Raw genomic sequence first — 15,568 nt, 5'->3', positions numbered from 1 at the left:
TTGAATACATCGAGGTTGATTATAATCGGACAAGAAGGCACAGTGCTCTCGGGTATCTAAGTCCAGTTAACTTTGAAAATAAAAATGTCGCTTAATGAAGTGTCCAGTCTGGCTGGTGCAGATCACTTTGTAAGCACCCGCCAGTTTTCTCAACGATGTTTAAATTGGTGTGCAATCTGATAGGTCTATCTTTTATCAATTCATCAGCCTCAGGTGTTTGCTTACTACATATTCACTGTAGTAGAGCGGGAGGACAATATACTCCTTTTCCAGTGGTGATGAGCCTTGCGTGCCTGTGAGTTTAATTGTTTTGATGGGCTGGCATTTATTTATGTACGATTGTAGTGATTTTGCTTTGGTGCGTTTACCACTTTTTACTTCGATAGGCAGTATGTTGCCTTCGTCATCAGAGACCACAAATTCGATCTCCGCTCTTGCATCACCCCATGAATATGTTGGGTCAATGCCTTGTGCAGCAAGTTCCTGTTGTACAAAGTTTTCGGCCACAAAGCCTTTGTATTCATAGCCTTGTTGTTTTATTTCTTTATACCCAATGTTTAGCATATGATTTAATAAGCCCACATCAAAAAGAAATAATTTAACTATATTATCTTTTTTATATGCTGCTAGTGGGCTTTTAGGTGTGCCATCAATAGGGTGGTTTTTGAGTATCAAGCGGCACTTATTTAACCAAGAAATAGCGCTTTCAAAATCACTATAGCGAGATTTTTTATCGTGCATCCCTTTAAATTTAAAGCGATTAACCGATTCATCCATCACTGATGATAGCTGTGCTGGAACATTGTTAAATACAGCCTCAATTAATCCTGCATCTACTTTTCCTGAGTATTTGCCGAAGTCTCGTTGATATCCCAGTACTAAATTTTTATGAATATCTGTTACAGCTTGAACGCGGTCAATGATACTGTGATCAGATAAATCAAACCATGTACTTACAGCCTCTGGCATACCGCCAGTAAAGTAATAATCAGTGAGTTTTGAGAATAATTTGCTATGTGCTGCACTTGAGTTTGTTTGTGCTGCAAATGCCTTAATTAGAGCGGTTTCTTTCGAGGCGATCAGAAACTCACGAAATGTGAGAGGGCGCAGATTATGTTGCTCCACTTTACCTACAGGAAAGGAGTTTAATAAACCGATATTAGAACCACTGGCGGCAATATGCATGTGCGGCGCTTGTTCAGCAAAGTATTTGAGGGACGTGACTGCTTTAGGGCATTCGCCTATTTCATCAAGGATCAGTAGATCTGTATTAGGGTCAAACGTTTTTCCTGTAAGTAGCTCTATATTAGATAGTACGTTTTCGGGGGATAACGAATCTGCGAATGCTTCACTCATTTGCGGGGACTCTAAAAAATCGATTCGAATCACGTTTGCAAAGGCACTGCCTAATAGAGTTTGTAATAAATAAGTTTTACCTGTTTGGCGAGCGCCATCAATTAATAAGGGTTTTCGTGCTGGCTTAGATTTCCAATCTAATAACTTTTCTAAAATTAATCGTTGCATGGCAGGTCTCGTATTACTCACTAGATGATTAATTACACTTTATTGCGCGAATAAATGCAAGTTTTTACACTTTTATGCGCTAATAAGTGTGTTTTTTCACACTTTTATGCGCGAATAAGTGTGGTTTCCTTGTATAAATTAAATTGACTACTATTTTAAACGGTGATGTTTTACTTTGTTGTGCAGTAGCTTTTAAGGGATAGCGAAGATATGGCAATGCCTATTTCAGTCGATAACGCTGAACATTATAACTGGGGGCATAAGGGTGATAATTGTGATGGTTGGCATTTGGTGAAGAGTACTGCATTGAATGTGATCCAAGAGCGAGTGCCGACGGGGAGCAGTCGCATAAGCATGAGTTTGCAGAGCCGTTCTTTTTTGTACTTAATGGGCAGGCGACTTTGTTAGCGATATAAAACCCGCAACAAGGCCTACAGTGCCAGCGGGGTTAGTGCATCAGTTATGCAACTACGCTGCGGACGAGCTGGTTTTATTGTTACCTCAACGCCGCCAAGTCATGGTGATAAAGTTGTTACTAAGCAAGCCTTAATGAAATAAAAAGCCATTGGCTTAACAATTAAAAGGCTAGCGCCTTACCAACGCTCTTAAAGCTTATGTTGGTAAGGTTTCGTTATTAATGACGCTAGCTTTTACTGTCGTTATCATTTATTTTTTGAAAAATTATCTATGAATTTTTGAACATAAGGATCACAAGAGCCGTAACTTACAATAAATATATCAAGGTCTGCGTACTCGTATAGTTTCAAGGCGCGCTCAATGGCTTGTAAAATCCATTGTCTATCATTACCAAATACGCCACCACCAATAAGTGTTAGGTATACTTTATTGTTTCCAGTTTTTTGATAGTTCAAAATAGCAGAGCATATTGTTGCTTCGTAACAAGCCTCTAATATGAGTTTGGCAAAATTAGCCCATAATCTTGGTGGTATTTGTGAATATGCGACAGGAAGCGCTGAACAATAAACTTGGCTGACTGTTTGCTTTAGAGTATTTAGTGTCACCTCTGTATCCCATTGGATGCCAATGCGTAACAAAGCTTTTAATTTGTCGAGTTCAGATTCAGTCGTTGAGTTAATTTTTTCATTTATTTCTGTCAACCCCTCTTCAGATACCAAAGCATAACCATTTTTCATTTGCCAAAGACGGTTATTTTTATTTCCTAATGCGGCACCAATGTCACTCAGGCAATCGATCTGATTATTAGCCGTTTGACCAATTTCACCATTTACGTTTGCAAAATAGTTTCGATAAATAGTTCCGGCACCTGCAGCTATAGCGCAAGCTGGTCCTTGAGTACGATCATACTCATAGCCATCGACACCATGCTCAGGTGTAACATCAGGAGAAACCATTTCTAAGAGGTTGAATTGTGAGGCAACCTGGAATAATGCACCGACATTGTTCTTATCAGTATGAAGGTCTTGAACATTAGCAACGATTTCACGAATAGAGTTCTTTGTATCTAGCGCTTTATTATAATTAACGCGATTTCTTAATTCGGCTAATGATGGTGTTTCTAATAAGCCGCAATGATATTCCTTTGCATTAATATGAGATTTTAAAATATTACCGTTAACTGATAAATTTTTATGCACTTGTAACGGGGATTCTTCACTAAAGCCTGTCAGTTTTTCAAACCACATATAAAATTCCTTTTAGCTACTTGGCGAGCCTATAAAAAGGCTCGCTTTAATGTATTTTATTGAAATGCAGCCATAGCTGAATTCGTCTTTACTCAATTACTTACTATGCGCCAATATAGAGCTATTTATTAAAAACTAACGCTCTTGTAACATACGCTCAAATTCTGCCATCGCTAATTGCTCTGCTTCGTTACGGCTGGCAATCATTGTTTCAAAATCGGTTTCAATAGTTGCTAAAACAGCGGGCGGATTCATGCGTTTAATGCGTGAAAATTGCTCATCTTCAGTTTCATCGTAAGCGAGTATCGCAAGCGTGATTGAGTTTCGCTCTACACCTTCTGAAAATATACCTTCGTTATCTAAGCGAATTAACACGCGCTCTAAGGTTGATAACCATGCTTGCCAATATTTTTGGATTTCTTCATCACTGACTATTTCATAGCTATCGTCATTGTCGAGTGTTTGTAGAATTTCACTACTGTGTTCAAAATATTCTGAGTAATCTTCTAATGATGGAAAGTCACTGACGTTCCATTTAGCGAGTAAACGGTCATCTTCTTCGCAGTCATATTCGTCTTCAAATGTGCTTTGAAAATCAGTATGAGTATTGAACATAGGTAAAAATGAACAGCTACCAGAGTGATAAAAACCGATTACATAAATATCATCACCCAAGTCAGCTAAAATTTGCTTGAATGCTTTTTTACTATCTAAATATAACGCTTCTTCAAAAGTAGAAAAGTCAGTTTCCATGTAATCATTCCTTGTAAAAAATTAATAATTTGGCAGTTTATCATATGTAATAAAGCCAATTAATTAAATTAACTGGCTTTTTATTATTTATGCCCCAGGGCCACATTCCATACATTGGTTAATGATATCTGGGCCAAATTTAAGCTTAGCGTTTAAATCACGCAGTGCGGTACGTAGGCCTTCTTCTATCACTGGGTGATAAAATGGCATGTCGAGCATTTGTGGTACAGTCATTTTGTTTTGTACAGCCCATGCCAGTAGGTGGGCGATATGCTCAGCTTGTGGGCCAATAAACTCAGCACCTAAAAATAAGCCTGTGCCTTGCTCTGCGTATAAACGCATATGACCTTTATTTTTCAGCATCACGCGGCTGCGGCCTTGGTTTTCAAAGCTGACTTCACCAACTTCAAAACAACCACACTCACCATAACGAGCCATTATTTGCTTGTACGTTTCACCGACCATAGCAATTTGTGGGTCGCTGAAAACGGCTGCAATTGGCGCTCGGCGCAGGCCAATACGTACATCAGGAAAACGGCCTGCATTTTGCCCTGCGATGGAGCCTTGGTCGCTCGCTTCATGCAGTAGTGGGATCATGTTACTGGCATCTCCGGCGATAAATATATTGGAGTCGCCACATTGCATTGTGTGTTTATCAGCGATTGGTACGCCACGTTCATCAAGCTCAATGCCGGTGTTTTCAAGACCGAGTTTATCGGTGTTTGGTACGCGGCCCGTCGCGGCAAGTACGTAATCAAATTGCTCGGTTTGTTTGTTGCCGTTTTTGTCTACATAGGTAAGCTGCGCTTTATCACCTACTTGTTTCATATCGGATACGTTTGAATCGGTATCGACAAAAAACTCTTCAGCAAATACGGTATTTGCGTAGTCTTTTATAACTGGGTCGGTAATTGGGCCAATCGCGCCACCCACACCAAATAGTTTTACCTTAACACCTAAGCGATGCAACGCTTGGCCAATTTCGAGGCCAATAACACCAGGGCCAAATACAGCAACTGACTCTGGCAAGTCTTGCCAATCGAAAACGTCATCGTTAATGATTAGTCTGTCGCCAAAGTTATTAAATACGCTAGGGTAAGCAGGTCGAGAGCCGGTAGCAATTACAAAGCGCTTAGCGGTAATAATTGTATGGTCGTCAATCTGTACGCGATTGGCATCTAAAAATTTTGCGTAGCCTACTATTTTATCATCAGTGGGTAATTCGTCTACGGCCTCAACCACAAAGCCTGCAAAGCGGTCGCGCTCGTTACGTACGCGTGCCATTACTTCAACACCGTTGATGGTGGGTTTTGAGCTGTGCACACCAAAGGCTGGCGCGGCTTCAATTGCATGGGCGGCTTCTGCGGCGGCAATAAGTAATTTACTTGGCATACAGCCAACTCGCGCACAGGTTGTACCGTATGGGCCTGCTTCAATCATTAATACGTTAGACGTGTGTTGTTTTGCATTGCGGTAAGCACTTAAACCTGCGGTGCCAGCACCTATTACAACAACGTCGGTGTTTAGTTCTTTCATGGTGATGTCCTCAATACCAATTTTATTAAAAAACTGGTTTTTAAATTAGTTAATAAAATAGGTATTTAAAATGGGTATTTAAAAAGGGTATGGATAGGGGCATTGCTGCCCCTTATTATTTGCTTAAGGTATTTACTTAATTAAGCAAAGTATTTTTCTAAATCGTCAGAGCCACCAATGTGCTTACCGCCGATAAATACTTGTGGTACGGTCTCACGGCCTGAAATTGCTTTTAGGCTAGTCAGTGATGCGCCAGCACCCATAGTGATCTCTTCGTATACTAGGCCTTTCTCTGTTAATAATGCTTTCGCTTTTTTACAGAAAGGGCAGCCAGGTTTAGTGAAAATGCTCACCGGCTCTGGTTTAACTTGTTTAGGGTTGATGTAATCGAGCATAGTGTCTGCATCTGATACTTCAAACGGGTCGCCAGGTAAATCTGGTTCGATGAACATTTTTTCAATTACGCCATCTTTAACCAGCATAGAGTATCTCCAGCTGCGTTTGCCAAAACCTAAATCGTTTTTATCAACTAACATGCCCATGCCGTCAGTGAATTCGCCGTTACCGTCTGGTAATAAGGTAATGTTTTGTGCTTCTTGATGCTCAGCCCATGCATTCATTACAAAGGTATCGTTTACTGATAAACACACAATGTCGTCAACGCCGTTTTGTTTAAGTACACCAGCTAATTCGTTGTAGCGTGGTAAGTGAGTTGATGAACAGGTTGGTGTAAATGCACCGGGTAGTGAAAACACAACCACTGTTTTACCTTTAAAAATGTCATCGGTAGTTACTGATTTCCATTCGTCATTTTGACGTGTTGCAAATGTAACCTGTGGAATTGTTTGACCTTCAATATTCTTTAACATGTTTTTTAGTTCCTCTTGATTTGTTGATAGCCATTATGTCGTGAAAGTTATAATAGCTCCAATCGTTTGTTTATATTAGTATGATAGGTATTACCGATTAATTATGAGTTTGCAGTGAATTTAAAAGATCTTGAATACGTAAAAGCGATTGCGCACTTTAAGCATTTTCGTAAAGCCGCCGATGCATGTTTTGTCAGTCAACCCACTCTCAGTGGACAGGTTAAAAAACTTGAACAAGAGCTGGGTGTTACTTTATTTGACCGCTCTACTAAGCAGGTTACTTTAACGGCTCAAGGTGAACGTTTGTTGACACAGATCAAAGTGATCTTAGAGCAAACCCAAATATTAAAAGAGCTAGCAGCAACGTCATCGTCGCCACTACAAGGTAAAGTAAGAATAGGCATTATTCCAACGATTGCACCGTATTTATTACCTACCTTACTCACCTCGATGAAAGAAGCGTTTGCTGATAGCCAATTTGCTTTTGTTGAGATGCAAACCGCGACTATATTAAGCGCACTGGATAACGGTGAGTTAGATATCGCTATATTAGCAGATGTGCCTGAACTTAAACTTTATCATACAGTTAAATTGTATAAAGAAGACTTTTTGGTCGCTATGTCAGCGCAAAATAGTTTAGCAAAACGCAGTAAAATAGTGTTAGATGAGCTACAAGAGTGCAGTTTATTGATGCTCAGCGATGGTCATTGTTTTAAAGATCAAGCCCAGCAATTTTGTTTTGCCGCTGGGGTTGATGTGTCCAATGAGTACCGAGGTAATAGCTTAGAAACCTTATTAGCATTGGTGGCTATGGATGATGGGGTAACCTTCGTGCCTAAGCTTGCGTGCACAGAGCGCGCAGGTATTAGCTACTTGCCAATCTTCCCAACTCAACAGCGAAGTGTAGTGTTGACCTGTCGTAAACATTACCCGCATTTAGCGGGCATTGAATTACTTGCTAATTGGCTTATTGAGCACCCAAGCTTACACCAACAATTAACTAAGGCTCTAAATTAGTCAGTTCTACTACATCATTTATTTGAATATTAGGCAGTGGTTGTTGGTCAATACTGACGGCAACCGCACTTTGTTGATATACCTGCTCAACTTGTATTTGATTGAGCGTGGTGATCAGGTGTGGCATTTTATTTCCCGCTGCATCGGTTAAATAGTTATGATGTGCAATATTTAAGCGTTGGCCTTTTTCAATACCATGGGCTTTGCCTAAATTAATAATTAGCTTATTGTTTTCTATATGTAATATTTTACCTTGGGTTTCAAGGCAAGCCATTGCGGCTTGTAAGTCGTAACTAACGGTTTGGTTTATGTCGGCTATATTTTGGCCGTAATCTGAACTCCAAAATTTATCACTAAACACGTCAATAATTGCAGTTTTTTCAAATGGCCAGATAGCTTGACTGCGATAACTTTTTTGCCACATTCGCTCGTAAGTGGTGCCATCAAACAAGGCAAAATCTATTTTATATGAACGTTGGTAGGTTTCGTCCTGCCAAAAAGCATAACTGTTATTGAGTTTATCGCCATTTGAGATATCAACAATTTGACTTAACAATACATACTGAGAATTACTGCGGCTCGATATTTCTTCTAATAGGGCATTACTGTAATCGTATTGTTGATTAAAAAATTCGCCAACGCGGATCGGAAAATTAAAATAAGCCGTTGGTTTAGCATTCATAGCCGATTGATTTAACGTTTTGTAGAGTGCTTCGCTGGTGGCTTTATTAATGTCAAATATTTGACCCATCTTCGCTTGTTCGCGATTATTTAATTGTGTTTGGGTGATCGCAACAAATTTAGTAAATTGGTTCGCAGGGCAGTGTTCTTGTTGAGGGAAGATATCCAAGCGCAAAGTAATTGCAAATTGATCGGCTTTACGATCTTCGCTGATCATCTCTATCTTTTGAATTTCGCCATGGCTGTTTATTTTTAGCTGATCTTGGGTTAACACCCCATCTACTAAGGTCTGCATTGAGCTGACGCGTGCCCCTGAGAACACTAAAGCTTGGGTGATAGCATCTTTTATTGCCGCCGATTTTGCCGCACTGATATCATTATTTCTAATGCTTGCATGGCCGGTTGATTCATACCATTGGGCAACTGTATGGGAGGAGAATAGACTAATACTTAGCCAACTGCTGGCGATTACTACCATTGATAAAATTCGCTTCATTACCCTAACCCCATGAATATACATTTGCTATTAACAGTGACAGAGCAAGGACTGTACCAATTGTTTTGCAAGGTTGCTTTAAAACCGTCATAGCAGTTAATTATGGCATTGATCGTGCATTGATTTAGTTATTAATGACTCTTTTAAAGCGTGAGAGAAGCCATGCGTATTGTGATTTCAATTTGTATATTAGCAAGCTTAGGTCTAGCTGGCTGTAGCAGTATTTTTGATAAACATGTGGAATATAAGTATATTGAGCCAGATAACTACCCAATTCTAAAAGCCGTGGGTTATGCGCCGATCAGTGCGCAACCGGGTGATAACCAATCACAACGCTCATTAATGGCGATTAAAGCATCAAAACTAGAAGCGTATCGTGAGCTTGCAGAGCAAGTATATGGGCAAAAAATTACCGCAGGCACCACAGTGCAAGGCAGTATTGCACAAAACGATCACTTGCAAGGGCAAGTACAAGGGATTATTAAAGGCGCACAAGTAATTAAAACCTATGCCGTAGGTGATACCTATGCCACAGAGTTACAACTTGATATGAAGCGGGTGCATGACTTATACATAGGTGAAATTAAACCACGCGAAGTTAAAAAAGTAACTTATTACTAAAACGCTTGATCTAATAAATTCGTTGTTAGTTATGTTAGTAACTAACAAAATACACGCTAAAATATCTCACAGTGAATACTTCAGTGCTATGCTTTATTTAATGTTTTTTATTGAATAAAGCTTGTGGCACGTAAAAAAATAACTCGGTTTTTATTAATATACTTATGGTCGCGTCAGTGAGCGTTTTGCACTTTGGCTGCGTGCTTTTGCGAAAGTTTAGTAACTGCCCGTTACTGCATTTTGCGCTATTGTTTATACTAGTTACCAGTGTGGTTTTTGCCGATCGTCTCCCCATCCAGTTTAATGTCTTTTTAGAAAAAATGAACCTGCAATTTGGACCAACGCGCGTAGCGGTAGCACGTAATTGGCAAACGATGTTGGTTCAGTCACAGAATCAAACTGAGCAACAAAAAATCTTAATCGTAAATGATTTTTTTGCTCGCAACTTACGCTATCGTACTGATATTGAGCTATGGCAGCAAAATGATTACTGGGCAACGCCACTTGAAACATTAGGCAAAGGCCTTGGTGACTGCGAAGATTATGCGATTGCTAAATATATTAGTCTGCGAGTACTAGGCATTGAAGATGATAAGTTACGTTTGATCTACGTTAAAGCACAGATCGGCGGTCCTAACTCAAAACAAACTCAGGCGCATATGGTGTTGGGGTATTTTGTTACTCCTAATGCACAACCGCTGATATTAGATAGTTTAATAACAAAAGTACTGCCTGCCGCTAAACGCACCGATCTAAGCCCCGTTTTTAGTTTTAACAGCCAAGGCTTGTGGGCGAACAACTCAACCCAAAGTGTTGCCAATCCAACTGCTAGGTTATCTCGCTGGCGACGAATTATTGAACAAACACAACAAGAAGGAATTATCTGGTGATGTCATTTATGTCCTTATTTAAACGTGAAAGTAAGATCACTTTACGCCAAGAACTGTGGTTGGCTATTTTAGTGGTCATAATTATTGGTTTCGTCAGTAGTGTGCTCATTAGTACGTATTCGGCTAAACAGTATTTTTCTTCTCAGTTGTATTTAAAAAATATTGATAATGCTAATGGCTTGGCTTTAATGCTCAGTCAGCTGCATAAAGATCATGTTGAATTAGAGCTACTTATTTCTGCTACTTTTGATACAGGGCACTACCAACGTATTGAATTGCAGGACCCGCAAGGTGAACCGATCGTAAAACGAGTATTTAGTGGTGAATTTGATACATCGGCGCCACTTTGGTTTCATCATCTTTATCAATTACATGTGATGCCAGGCGTTGCGCAAGTGAGCGATGGCTGGCAGCAGTTTGGTACTTTATATGTAGAGAGCCATAGTCAATACACAGAGCAAGCGCTATGGGAGAGCGCGATTCGATTATTCTGGAGTTTTTTTATGGTGGCGATTACCGCATGTATAGCGAGTGCTCATTTTTTAAGTCGAATTTTACGCCCGTTAGATGATGTTGTGCAGCAAGCAAATGCGCTAGGTGATAAACGTTTTATTAAATCTAAAGTACCAAAAACGTATGAATTTGCTCGGTTAGTTAGTTCGATGAATCTTCTGTCAACGCGCTTTAGTCGTATTATTAAAGAAGATAATAAACGCTTAGAGGAGTTTCGTTTTAAAAGCCAGCACGATGAATTAACTGGCTTGGCGAATCGAGAGTATTTTTGTGCCACTTTAGAAGCACAATTGGAGCAATCAAAAGAACATGCTCATGGCGCGTTATTTTTATTTCGTATTGTCAATCTTGACCTGATCAGTGAGCAAATCAATCGTGTTGAGATGGTGGCTTTTTTACGCCGCTTTACACAAACATTGGTCGCTTTTTTAGAAGCCAATGAAGATCGTTTTTCAGCAAGTCATATTGCCCGTATGTCTCATAGCGATTTTGCGGTATTGGTAAATGACACTGATGATATCGAAAGTCTGAGTTCGAAGGTACTTAAACAACATGCAGTATTACTGGCAGAATACAGTCATATTGGTTTAACTATCCCACACAGTTGTAGTTATATAGAGCGTGAAGATAGTCGTTTTACATTGTTAAAACGGGTCGATAATTTATTAAAAGCCGCCGTGGCAGAGCCGACAATACAGGTTCAAATTAATAATAATAAGCAGCGCAATGAATTATTTTCTGACGCTGCTAGTTGGCGTGAGGCGATTGAGCGCGCGTTAGATAATAATGACTTAGATGTGTTGCTTTATCCGGTTAAATCTTTTTCGGGTAAGTTATTACAAAACCAAGTGAGCTTAAGTTTATTACTCAATGGTGAGCTCTATCGTAGTGGCTATTACTTACAATGGGCAAAGCGATTGAAGTTACTTGCTCGATTAGACTGGGGCTTGATCAAATATCTGGTACAAACATTTGAAGCGCGAGAGGATTTAAAACTTATATCGGTGGAATTATCACAAGAAACATTATTAGATGATGCCGCGCTTGCTGCGATATTGACTTATTTATTGGCGTTTCCAAAATTAGCAGCGCATATTTGTTTTGATATACGTGAAAGTTTAGCTGTTGCTGAATTGACTATTTTTAAAGATTTTTGTATGCAAGTGAAAAGTATGGGAGCAAAAGTGGCACTGAAACGGGTCGGGCCAGCTTTCACTAAAATAGATAAAATTCATGAGTTAGGTCTTGAAATGATTAAAATTGATAGTATTTACGGACACAATATTAGTTACAGCCAAGATAATCAGACTTTTTTAAGAGGAGTGTGCGCACTAGCTCATTCAATTGGTATAAAAGTCATTGCTGAGGGCGTTAATAACCCCGAAGATCAGGTGACATTACAAGGGCTAGGATTCGATGGCATAGTATCGCAACCAGTTGATGATGAAGTAAAAGCAAGCGCGGAAGAATAAAATATAGGGTTGTGTATTCTGCCCAAGGTAGACTCTAATCTACGGACATAGTATTGCGTTTGTACTCTGGTTCTTAATGTAGAAAAATGCGGTTGATTTATAACATTACGGAAGATGCACAAGTATTAGAAATTGAATTCTCAATTTTTTAACTTCCTTTTACTGCGAGCATCAATTGCATACGGTCACGAACTTTGAGCTTGTTAAAAATCGAGCTCATATGTTCTTTAACGGTACGTTCGGTAATGTTTAATTGCTTTGCAACCATTTTATTACTGGCACCTGTGACAACAATATCGACCACTTGGTGTTCGCGTTTGGTTAATAGTGTTAGATCACAAGCATGCTGATAACTGATTGACTGCTTTGAGAGCACGCCGACTAAATTTGATAGCAACTGACCCGGTAACCAGATGCCGCCACTGATAACGGTTTCTGCCACTTGCTCTATAATTACCTTACTGGCAAATGCTTCAACATAACCGCGAGCTCCCACTTGCAGCGCAGCGCAGAGTTCTGCCATGTTTAACTCTTTGCTCATCACAATCACTGGAATGCGATTTTTACTGTACCTTTGTACTACGCTAAGCCAATCAGGACTGCCAGCTAAGATCCATAAAATAGTATCTGCTGTAATATTGTGTGGTTGTTGCTGTCGTATTTCACATTCAGGGTAGGCTGCTTGCCAGTGAGGTGAAATAAACTTAGCTTCGGTGATAAAGACACTTTGGCGCATTATAGTTCCATATTAAAAATGTAAGAATAATATTAATTAACGCTCAGTCATTGCTAATGAGGTTGCTCGTAATACCGGTTTAAGCAAGTACTCCAACACGGTTTTTTTACCAGTAATAATATCTACCTGAGTTGTCATTCCTGGAATAATTGTTAGGTTTTCGGCAAAGTGGCTTTTGTCCGTTTTCAGCTGTACTAAATAAAACGTGTTGTCTCGCTCATCAGTAATCGTGTCGGCACTAATTTGTATAACTTCGGCGCTTAGTCCGCCGTATATCGCAAAATCGTAAGCACTAAATTTGATCATTGCAGCTTGTCCCGGACGTAAAAAAGCAATGTCTTTCGGAGGGATTTTGGCCTCTACAATCAGTTGGTCATCCAGCGGTATTATTTCAAGTACATCACTACCAGGTTGTAAAATGCCACCGACGGTATTGACCATCAGGCGTTGCACAGTGCCATTAACCGGAGAGCGAATTTCAGTTTGGGTGACTTTATCTGCTAAACCAGATTCGGTTTCTTTAATTGCATCTAGGCGCAGCCGTGCTTCAGAAAGCTCATTATTCCAACGGTTTATCATAGATAATTCGACTTCGTTTACTTTATTCTTCGCTTCATTAATAGCAGAAAGGCTACGATTAATAACAGCCTTAGTGCGGTTTATCTCACCATTTAAATCAACAGCTTGGCGTTCTAAACGAATAATATCGATATCAGATACTGCGCCTGAGCGTAGTAATGGGCGGGTTACTTGTAGTTCGCGGTTTATTAATCGTAAGGCATTGCTATGCTGTTGCAGGGCTGCTTGTGCTTCGATATGATCTTGACGGCGTTGTTCTAATTGGCGTTTATGAATTGCGACTTGTTGTTCAAGCTCTTGGTTATTACTGGTGTAAAGTGCTTGTTCGTGCATCACGACTCCCGGCGCATCAGCAGTGAGTTTAGTCTCAAAAATTAACGGTTGTTTTTTAGTCTGAGCTTCAAGACGCGCTACTTTGGCACTGAGTGACAACACTTTTGACTGGTTTTCTCTAAAGTTCGAAATATATCTGGTAGGGTCTATTTTTATTAATACATCGCCAGCATTGACGATTTGCCCTTCGCGGACATTAATTTGCTCTACCATGCCGCCATCGTAGGATTGGATCAGTTGCAATTTATTTGATGGGATCACTCGGCCTTCACCACGAGCAACTTCATCTAGGTTTGCAAATGCAGACCAAACAACCAGCAACACCATACTTAAACAAATTAAATATAGCAGTAACTTGGCACTGGCTGGTTGCTGTTGCATTTTTTCCCATTGTGCATCGACCACCCAATCTTGGCTATTAGGTGGGGATAACCAGCCTTTAAATAAGTTATTAAATATTGATGGCTTTTGTCCTTTACTAGTCTCAATGGCACGACCGACAGATTCAAAAGAGCGTTGCTCTATAGTGATTTTATTTTTACTCATGAGGCACGCTCTACGGCTTGATTATTGAGAGACGCGATAACGTTGGCTTTTGCACCGTCGGCGATAATTTTGCCATTATCAATTACGATAATACGATCGACTAACTCAAGTAATGAGGTTCTGTGAGTAACAACAAGTAAGGTTTTATCTTGGCTGTGTTGTTTTAAATTGGCGATGATTTTGGCTTCGCTATTATGATCCAGTGCTGAGGTTGGTTCATCGAGAATGAGTATGGGTGGATCATTGATCAATGCTCGAGCCATTCCCACAGCTTGGCGTTGTCCACCAGAAAGTAAGCGACCTTGTTCGCCAACTTGTAGGTCAAAGCCATCAGGATGAGAGTTTATAAGATCGAATAATTGGCTACGCTCGCAAGCACTAATAATTTGTTCATCTTTGGCGTGCCATGCACTTAAGGTGATGTTGTCTTTGAGGGTGCCAAAAAATAGTGAGATAGTTTGTGGAACATAACCAATGTTATGGCGTAATTCTGCGGGATCTATTTGGTGAATATCGGTGTTATCAATTAAAATTGATCCTGAATTTGGCTCATGCAGCCCTAGGATTAACTTCTCTAGGGTGCTTTTTCCTGAGCCATTACGTCCTAGGATAGCCACTTTTTCACCGGCTTTGATTTTAAATGATACACCTGATAATGCTTCGTTACTGTCATCAGCATATTTAAAGTGCACATCATGAAACTCTATATCACCACGTAAAACGGGGTGACTTAACCAATGCTTTCCTGCAGGACGCTCAATTTCTTTTTCCATTATTTCATTGAGTGAATGCATGGCAATAGCGGCATGGTGAAATTGTGCTAACACAGCGGCAGATTGACCGATTGGCCCCATAGTGCGTGAAGATAATAAATAGGCGGCGATCAAGCCTCCTTGGGTTAAATCACCAGCAATAACTAAGTGCACCCCAATAATCATAATTATCACGCCAACACATTGTTGTAGCCAAGTGGCTGAGTTAGCAATTGAACCGGAGATCAGCCGGCTCTGTGCATTAACCCGAGCAATATAAATGGTTGATTTTTCCCATGCAGCCTGGGTTTTACATTCACTATGAAAGCTTTTAACGTCCTCGATATTGGTGAGACTCTCTACTAAAATAGCATTACGCATTGAACTGGCTTTCATTGTTTGCTCTGATAGCGCTTCTAATTTACGGTGGGCGGCTAAGGCATAGCATAGTAGCAACAGTGCTCCGACAATGATCGGGATACTAAGCTGTACGCCAATGATAGCAATCACGGTGAGGTATAAAAGTACAAAGGGTAAATCAACCAAAGCGATAAGCGTGATTGAGCTGAAAAATCCTCGCACAGCT

At 40.1% G+C, this 15,568-nt stretch carries 14 protein-coding genes; 5 read left to right on the top strand and 9 right to left on the bottom strand.

The genetic code is table 11. The annotated features are described in order from the left end of the window. Positions 1–95: IS3 family transposase (locus tag H5232_RS19505; RefSeq protein WP_182761394.1), on the top strand; the 95-nt coding region annotated here is incomplete at its 5' end. A 100-nt stretch (positions 96–195) separates the two neighbouring features. Here the strand turns inward: H5232_RS19505 and H5232_RS19500 are convergent. The 5 genes from H5232_RS19500 to H5232_RS19480 all read right to left on the bottom strand — a co-directional run bounded on the left by H5232_RS19500 (position 196) and on the right by H5232_RS19480 (position 6,346). Then, positions 196–1,524, bottom strand: a complete 1,329-nt coding sequence (locus tag H5232_RS19500; RefSeq protein ID WP_182831359.1) for an ATP-binding protein — start codon at positions 1,522–1,524, stop codon at positions 196–198. Positions 1,525–2,186: 662 nt separating this feature from the next. After that, positions 2,187–3,188: a hypothetical protein gene (locus H5232_RS19495; protein ID WP_182831358.1), complete on the bottom strand. Its 1,002-nt coding sequence runs from the start codon at positions 3,186–3,188 to the stop codon at positions 2,187–2,189. A gap of 135 nt (positions 3,189–3,323) precedes the next feature. Then, positions 3,324–3,941, bottom strand: a complete 618-nt coding sequence (locus H5232_RS19490) for a DUF4303 domain-containing protein (protein WP_182719456.1) — start codon at positions 3,939–3,941, stop codon at positions 3,324–3,326. An 87-nt stretch (positions 3,942–4,028) separates the two neighbouring features. Then, positions 4,029–5,477 (bottom strand): dihydrolipoyl dehydrogenase, encoded by a 1,449-nt coding sequence (locus tag H5232_RS19485; protein ID WP_182831357.1) that lies wholly within the window; start codon positions 5,475–5,477, stop codon positions 4,029–4,031. A 140-nt stretch (positions 5,478–5,617) separates the two neighbouring features. After that, positions 5,618–6,346 (bottom strand): glutathione peroxidase, encoded by a 729-nt coding sequence (locus H5232_RS19480; protein ID WP_145239576.1) that lies wholly within the window; start codon positions 6,344–6,346, stop codon positions 5,618–5,620. A gap of 114 nt (positions 6,347–6,460) precedes the next feature. Here H5232_RS19480 and H5232_RS19475 point away from each other — a divergent pair, with 114 nt between their 5' ends. Continuing rightward, a complete protein-coding gene (locus H5232_RS19475; RefSeq protein WP_182719454.1) occupies positions 6,461–7,363 on the top strand; it encodes a LysR substrate-binding domain-containing protein in 903 nt (300 codons plus the stop codon). On the opposite strand, the gene H5232_RS19470 is transcribed toward H5232_RS19475, so the two are convergent. Continuing rightward, positions 7,347–8,540, bottom strand: a complete 1,194-nt coding sequence (locus H5232_RS19470; RefSeq protein ID WP_182719453.1) for a flagellar assembly protein FlgT — start codon at positions 8,538–8,540, stop codon at positions 7,347–7,349. The two genes, H5232_RS19475 and H5232_RS19470, sit on opposite strands and share 17 nt — an antisense overlap. A gap of 162 nt (positions 8,541–8,702) precedes the next feature. Between H5232_RS19470 and H5232_RS19465 the strand changes: the two genes are divergently transcribed. The 3 genes from H5232_RS19465 to H5232_RS19455 all read left to right on the top strand — a co-directional run bounded on the left by H5232_RS19465 (position 8,703) and on the right by H5232_RS19455 (position 12,036). Continuing rightward, positions 8,703–9,161: an LPP20 family lipoprotein gene (locus H5232_RS19465; RefSeq protein WP_145239567.1), complete on the top strand. Its 459-nt coding sequence runs from the start codon at positions 8,703–8,705 to the stop codon at positions 9,159–9,161. Positions 9,162–9,481: 320 nt separating this feature from the next. Then, complete coding sequence (locus H5232_RS19460) at positions 9,482–10,051, top strand: transglutaminase-like cysteine peptidase (protein WP_259398876.1); 570 nt, start codon at positions 9,482–9,484, stop codon at positions 10,049–10,051. Further along, positions 10,051–12,036, top strand: a complete 1,986-nt coding sequence (locus tag H5232_RS19455) for a LapD/MoxY N-terminal periplasmic domain-containing protein (RefSeq protein ID WP_220491374.1) — start codon at positions 10,051–10,053, stop codon at positions 12,034–12,036. Before H5232_RS19460 ends, H5232_RS19455 begins: the two co-directional genes overlap by 1 nt. 148 nt (positions 12,037–12,184) lie before the next feature. On the opposite strand, the gene H5232_RS19450 is transcribed toward H5232_RS19455, so the two are convergent. The 3 genes from H5232_RS19450 to H5232_RS19440 form a co-directional block, all read right to left on the bottom strand. After that, complete coding sequence (locus H5232_RS19450; protein ID WP_182719450.1) at positions 12,185–12,772, bottom strand: response regulator transcription factor; 588 nt, start codon at positions 12,770–12,772, stop codon at positions 12,185–12,187. A gap of 36 nt (positions 12,773–12,808) precedes the next feature. Then, positions 12,809–14,230, bottom strand: a complete 1,422-nt coding sequence (locus H5232_RS19445; RefSeq protein ID WP_182762303.1) for an HlyD family type I secretion periplasmic adaptor subunit — start codon at positions 14,228–14,230, stop codon at positions 12,809–12,811. Beyond that, positions 14,227–15,568 (bottom strand): ATP-binding cassette domain-containing protein (locus H5232_RS19440; RefSeq protein ID WP_182831356.1); only part of this gene is annotated, 1,342 nt, incomplete at its 5' end. The genes H5232_RS19440 and H5232_RS19445, both read right to left, overlap by 4 nt.

The organism is Pseudoalteromonas sp. SG41-5 (assembly GCF_014164495.1).
Classification (GTDB): domain Bacteria; phylum Pseudomonadota; class Gammaproteobacteria; order Enterobacterales; family Alteromonadaceae; genus Pseudoalteromonas; species Pseudoalteromonas rhizosphaerae.
This window is presented reverse-complemented; position numbering and strand designations above follow the sequence as displayed.

What these genes read in the sequence shown, in the direction of transcription:
- H5232_RS19500 (WP_182831359.1), bottom strand. Translation starts at nt 1,524, where the DNA reads ATGCAACGATTAATTTTAGAAAAGTTATTAGATTGGAAATCTAAGCCA.
- H5232_RS19495 (WP_182831358.1), bottom strand. Translation starts at nt 3,188, where the DNA reads ATGTGGTTTGAAAAACTGACAGGCTTTAGTGAAGAATCCCCGTTACAA.
- H5232_RS19490 (WP_182719456.1), bottom strand. Translation starts at nt 3,941, where the DNA reads ATGGAAACTGACTTTTCTACTTTTGAAGAAGCGTTATATTTAGATAGT.
- H5232_RS19485 (WP_182831357.1), bottom strand. Translation starts at nt 5,477, where the DNA reads ATGAAAGAACTAAACACCGACGTTGTTGTAATAGGTGCTGGCACCGCA.
- H5232_RS19480 (WP_145239576.1), bottom strand. Translation starts at nt 6,346, where the DNA reads ATGTTAAAGAATATTGAAGGTCAAACAATTCCACAGGTTACATTTGCA.
- H5232_RS19470 (WP_182719453.1), bottom strand. Translation starts at nt 8,540, where the DNA reads ATGAAGCGAATTTTATCAATGGTAGTAATCGCCAGCAGTTGGCTAAGT.
- H5232_RS19465 (WP_145239567.1), top strand. Translation starts at nt 8,703, where the DNA reads ATGCGTATTGTGATTTCAATTTGTATATTAGCAAGCTTAGGTCTAGCT.
- H5232_RS19460 (WP_259398876.1), top strand. Translation starts at nt 9,482, where the DNA reads ATGAACCTGCAATTTGGACCAACGCGCGTAGCGGTAGCACGTAATTGG.
- H5232_RS19455 (WP_220491374.1), top strand. Translation starts at nt 10,051, where the DNA reads ATGTCATTTATGTCCTTATTTAAACGTGAAAGTAAGATCACTTTACGC.
- H5232_RS19450 (WP_182719450.1), bottom strand. Translation starts at nt 12,772, where the DNA reads ATGCGCCAAAGTGTCTTTATCACCGAAGCTAAGTTTATTTCACCTCAC.
- H5232_RS19445 (WP_182762303.1), bottom strand. Translation starts at nt 14,230, where the DNA reads ATGAGTAAAAATAAAATCACTATAGAGCAACGCTCTTTTGAATCTGTC.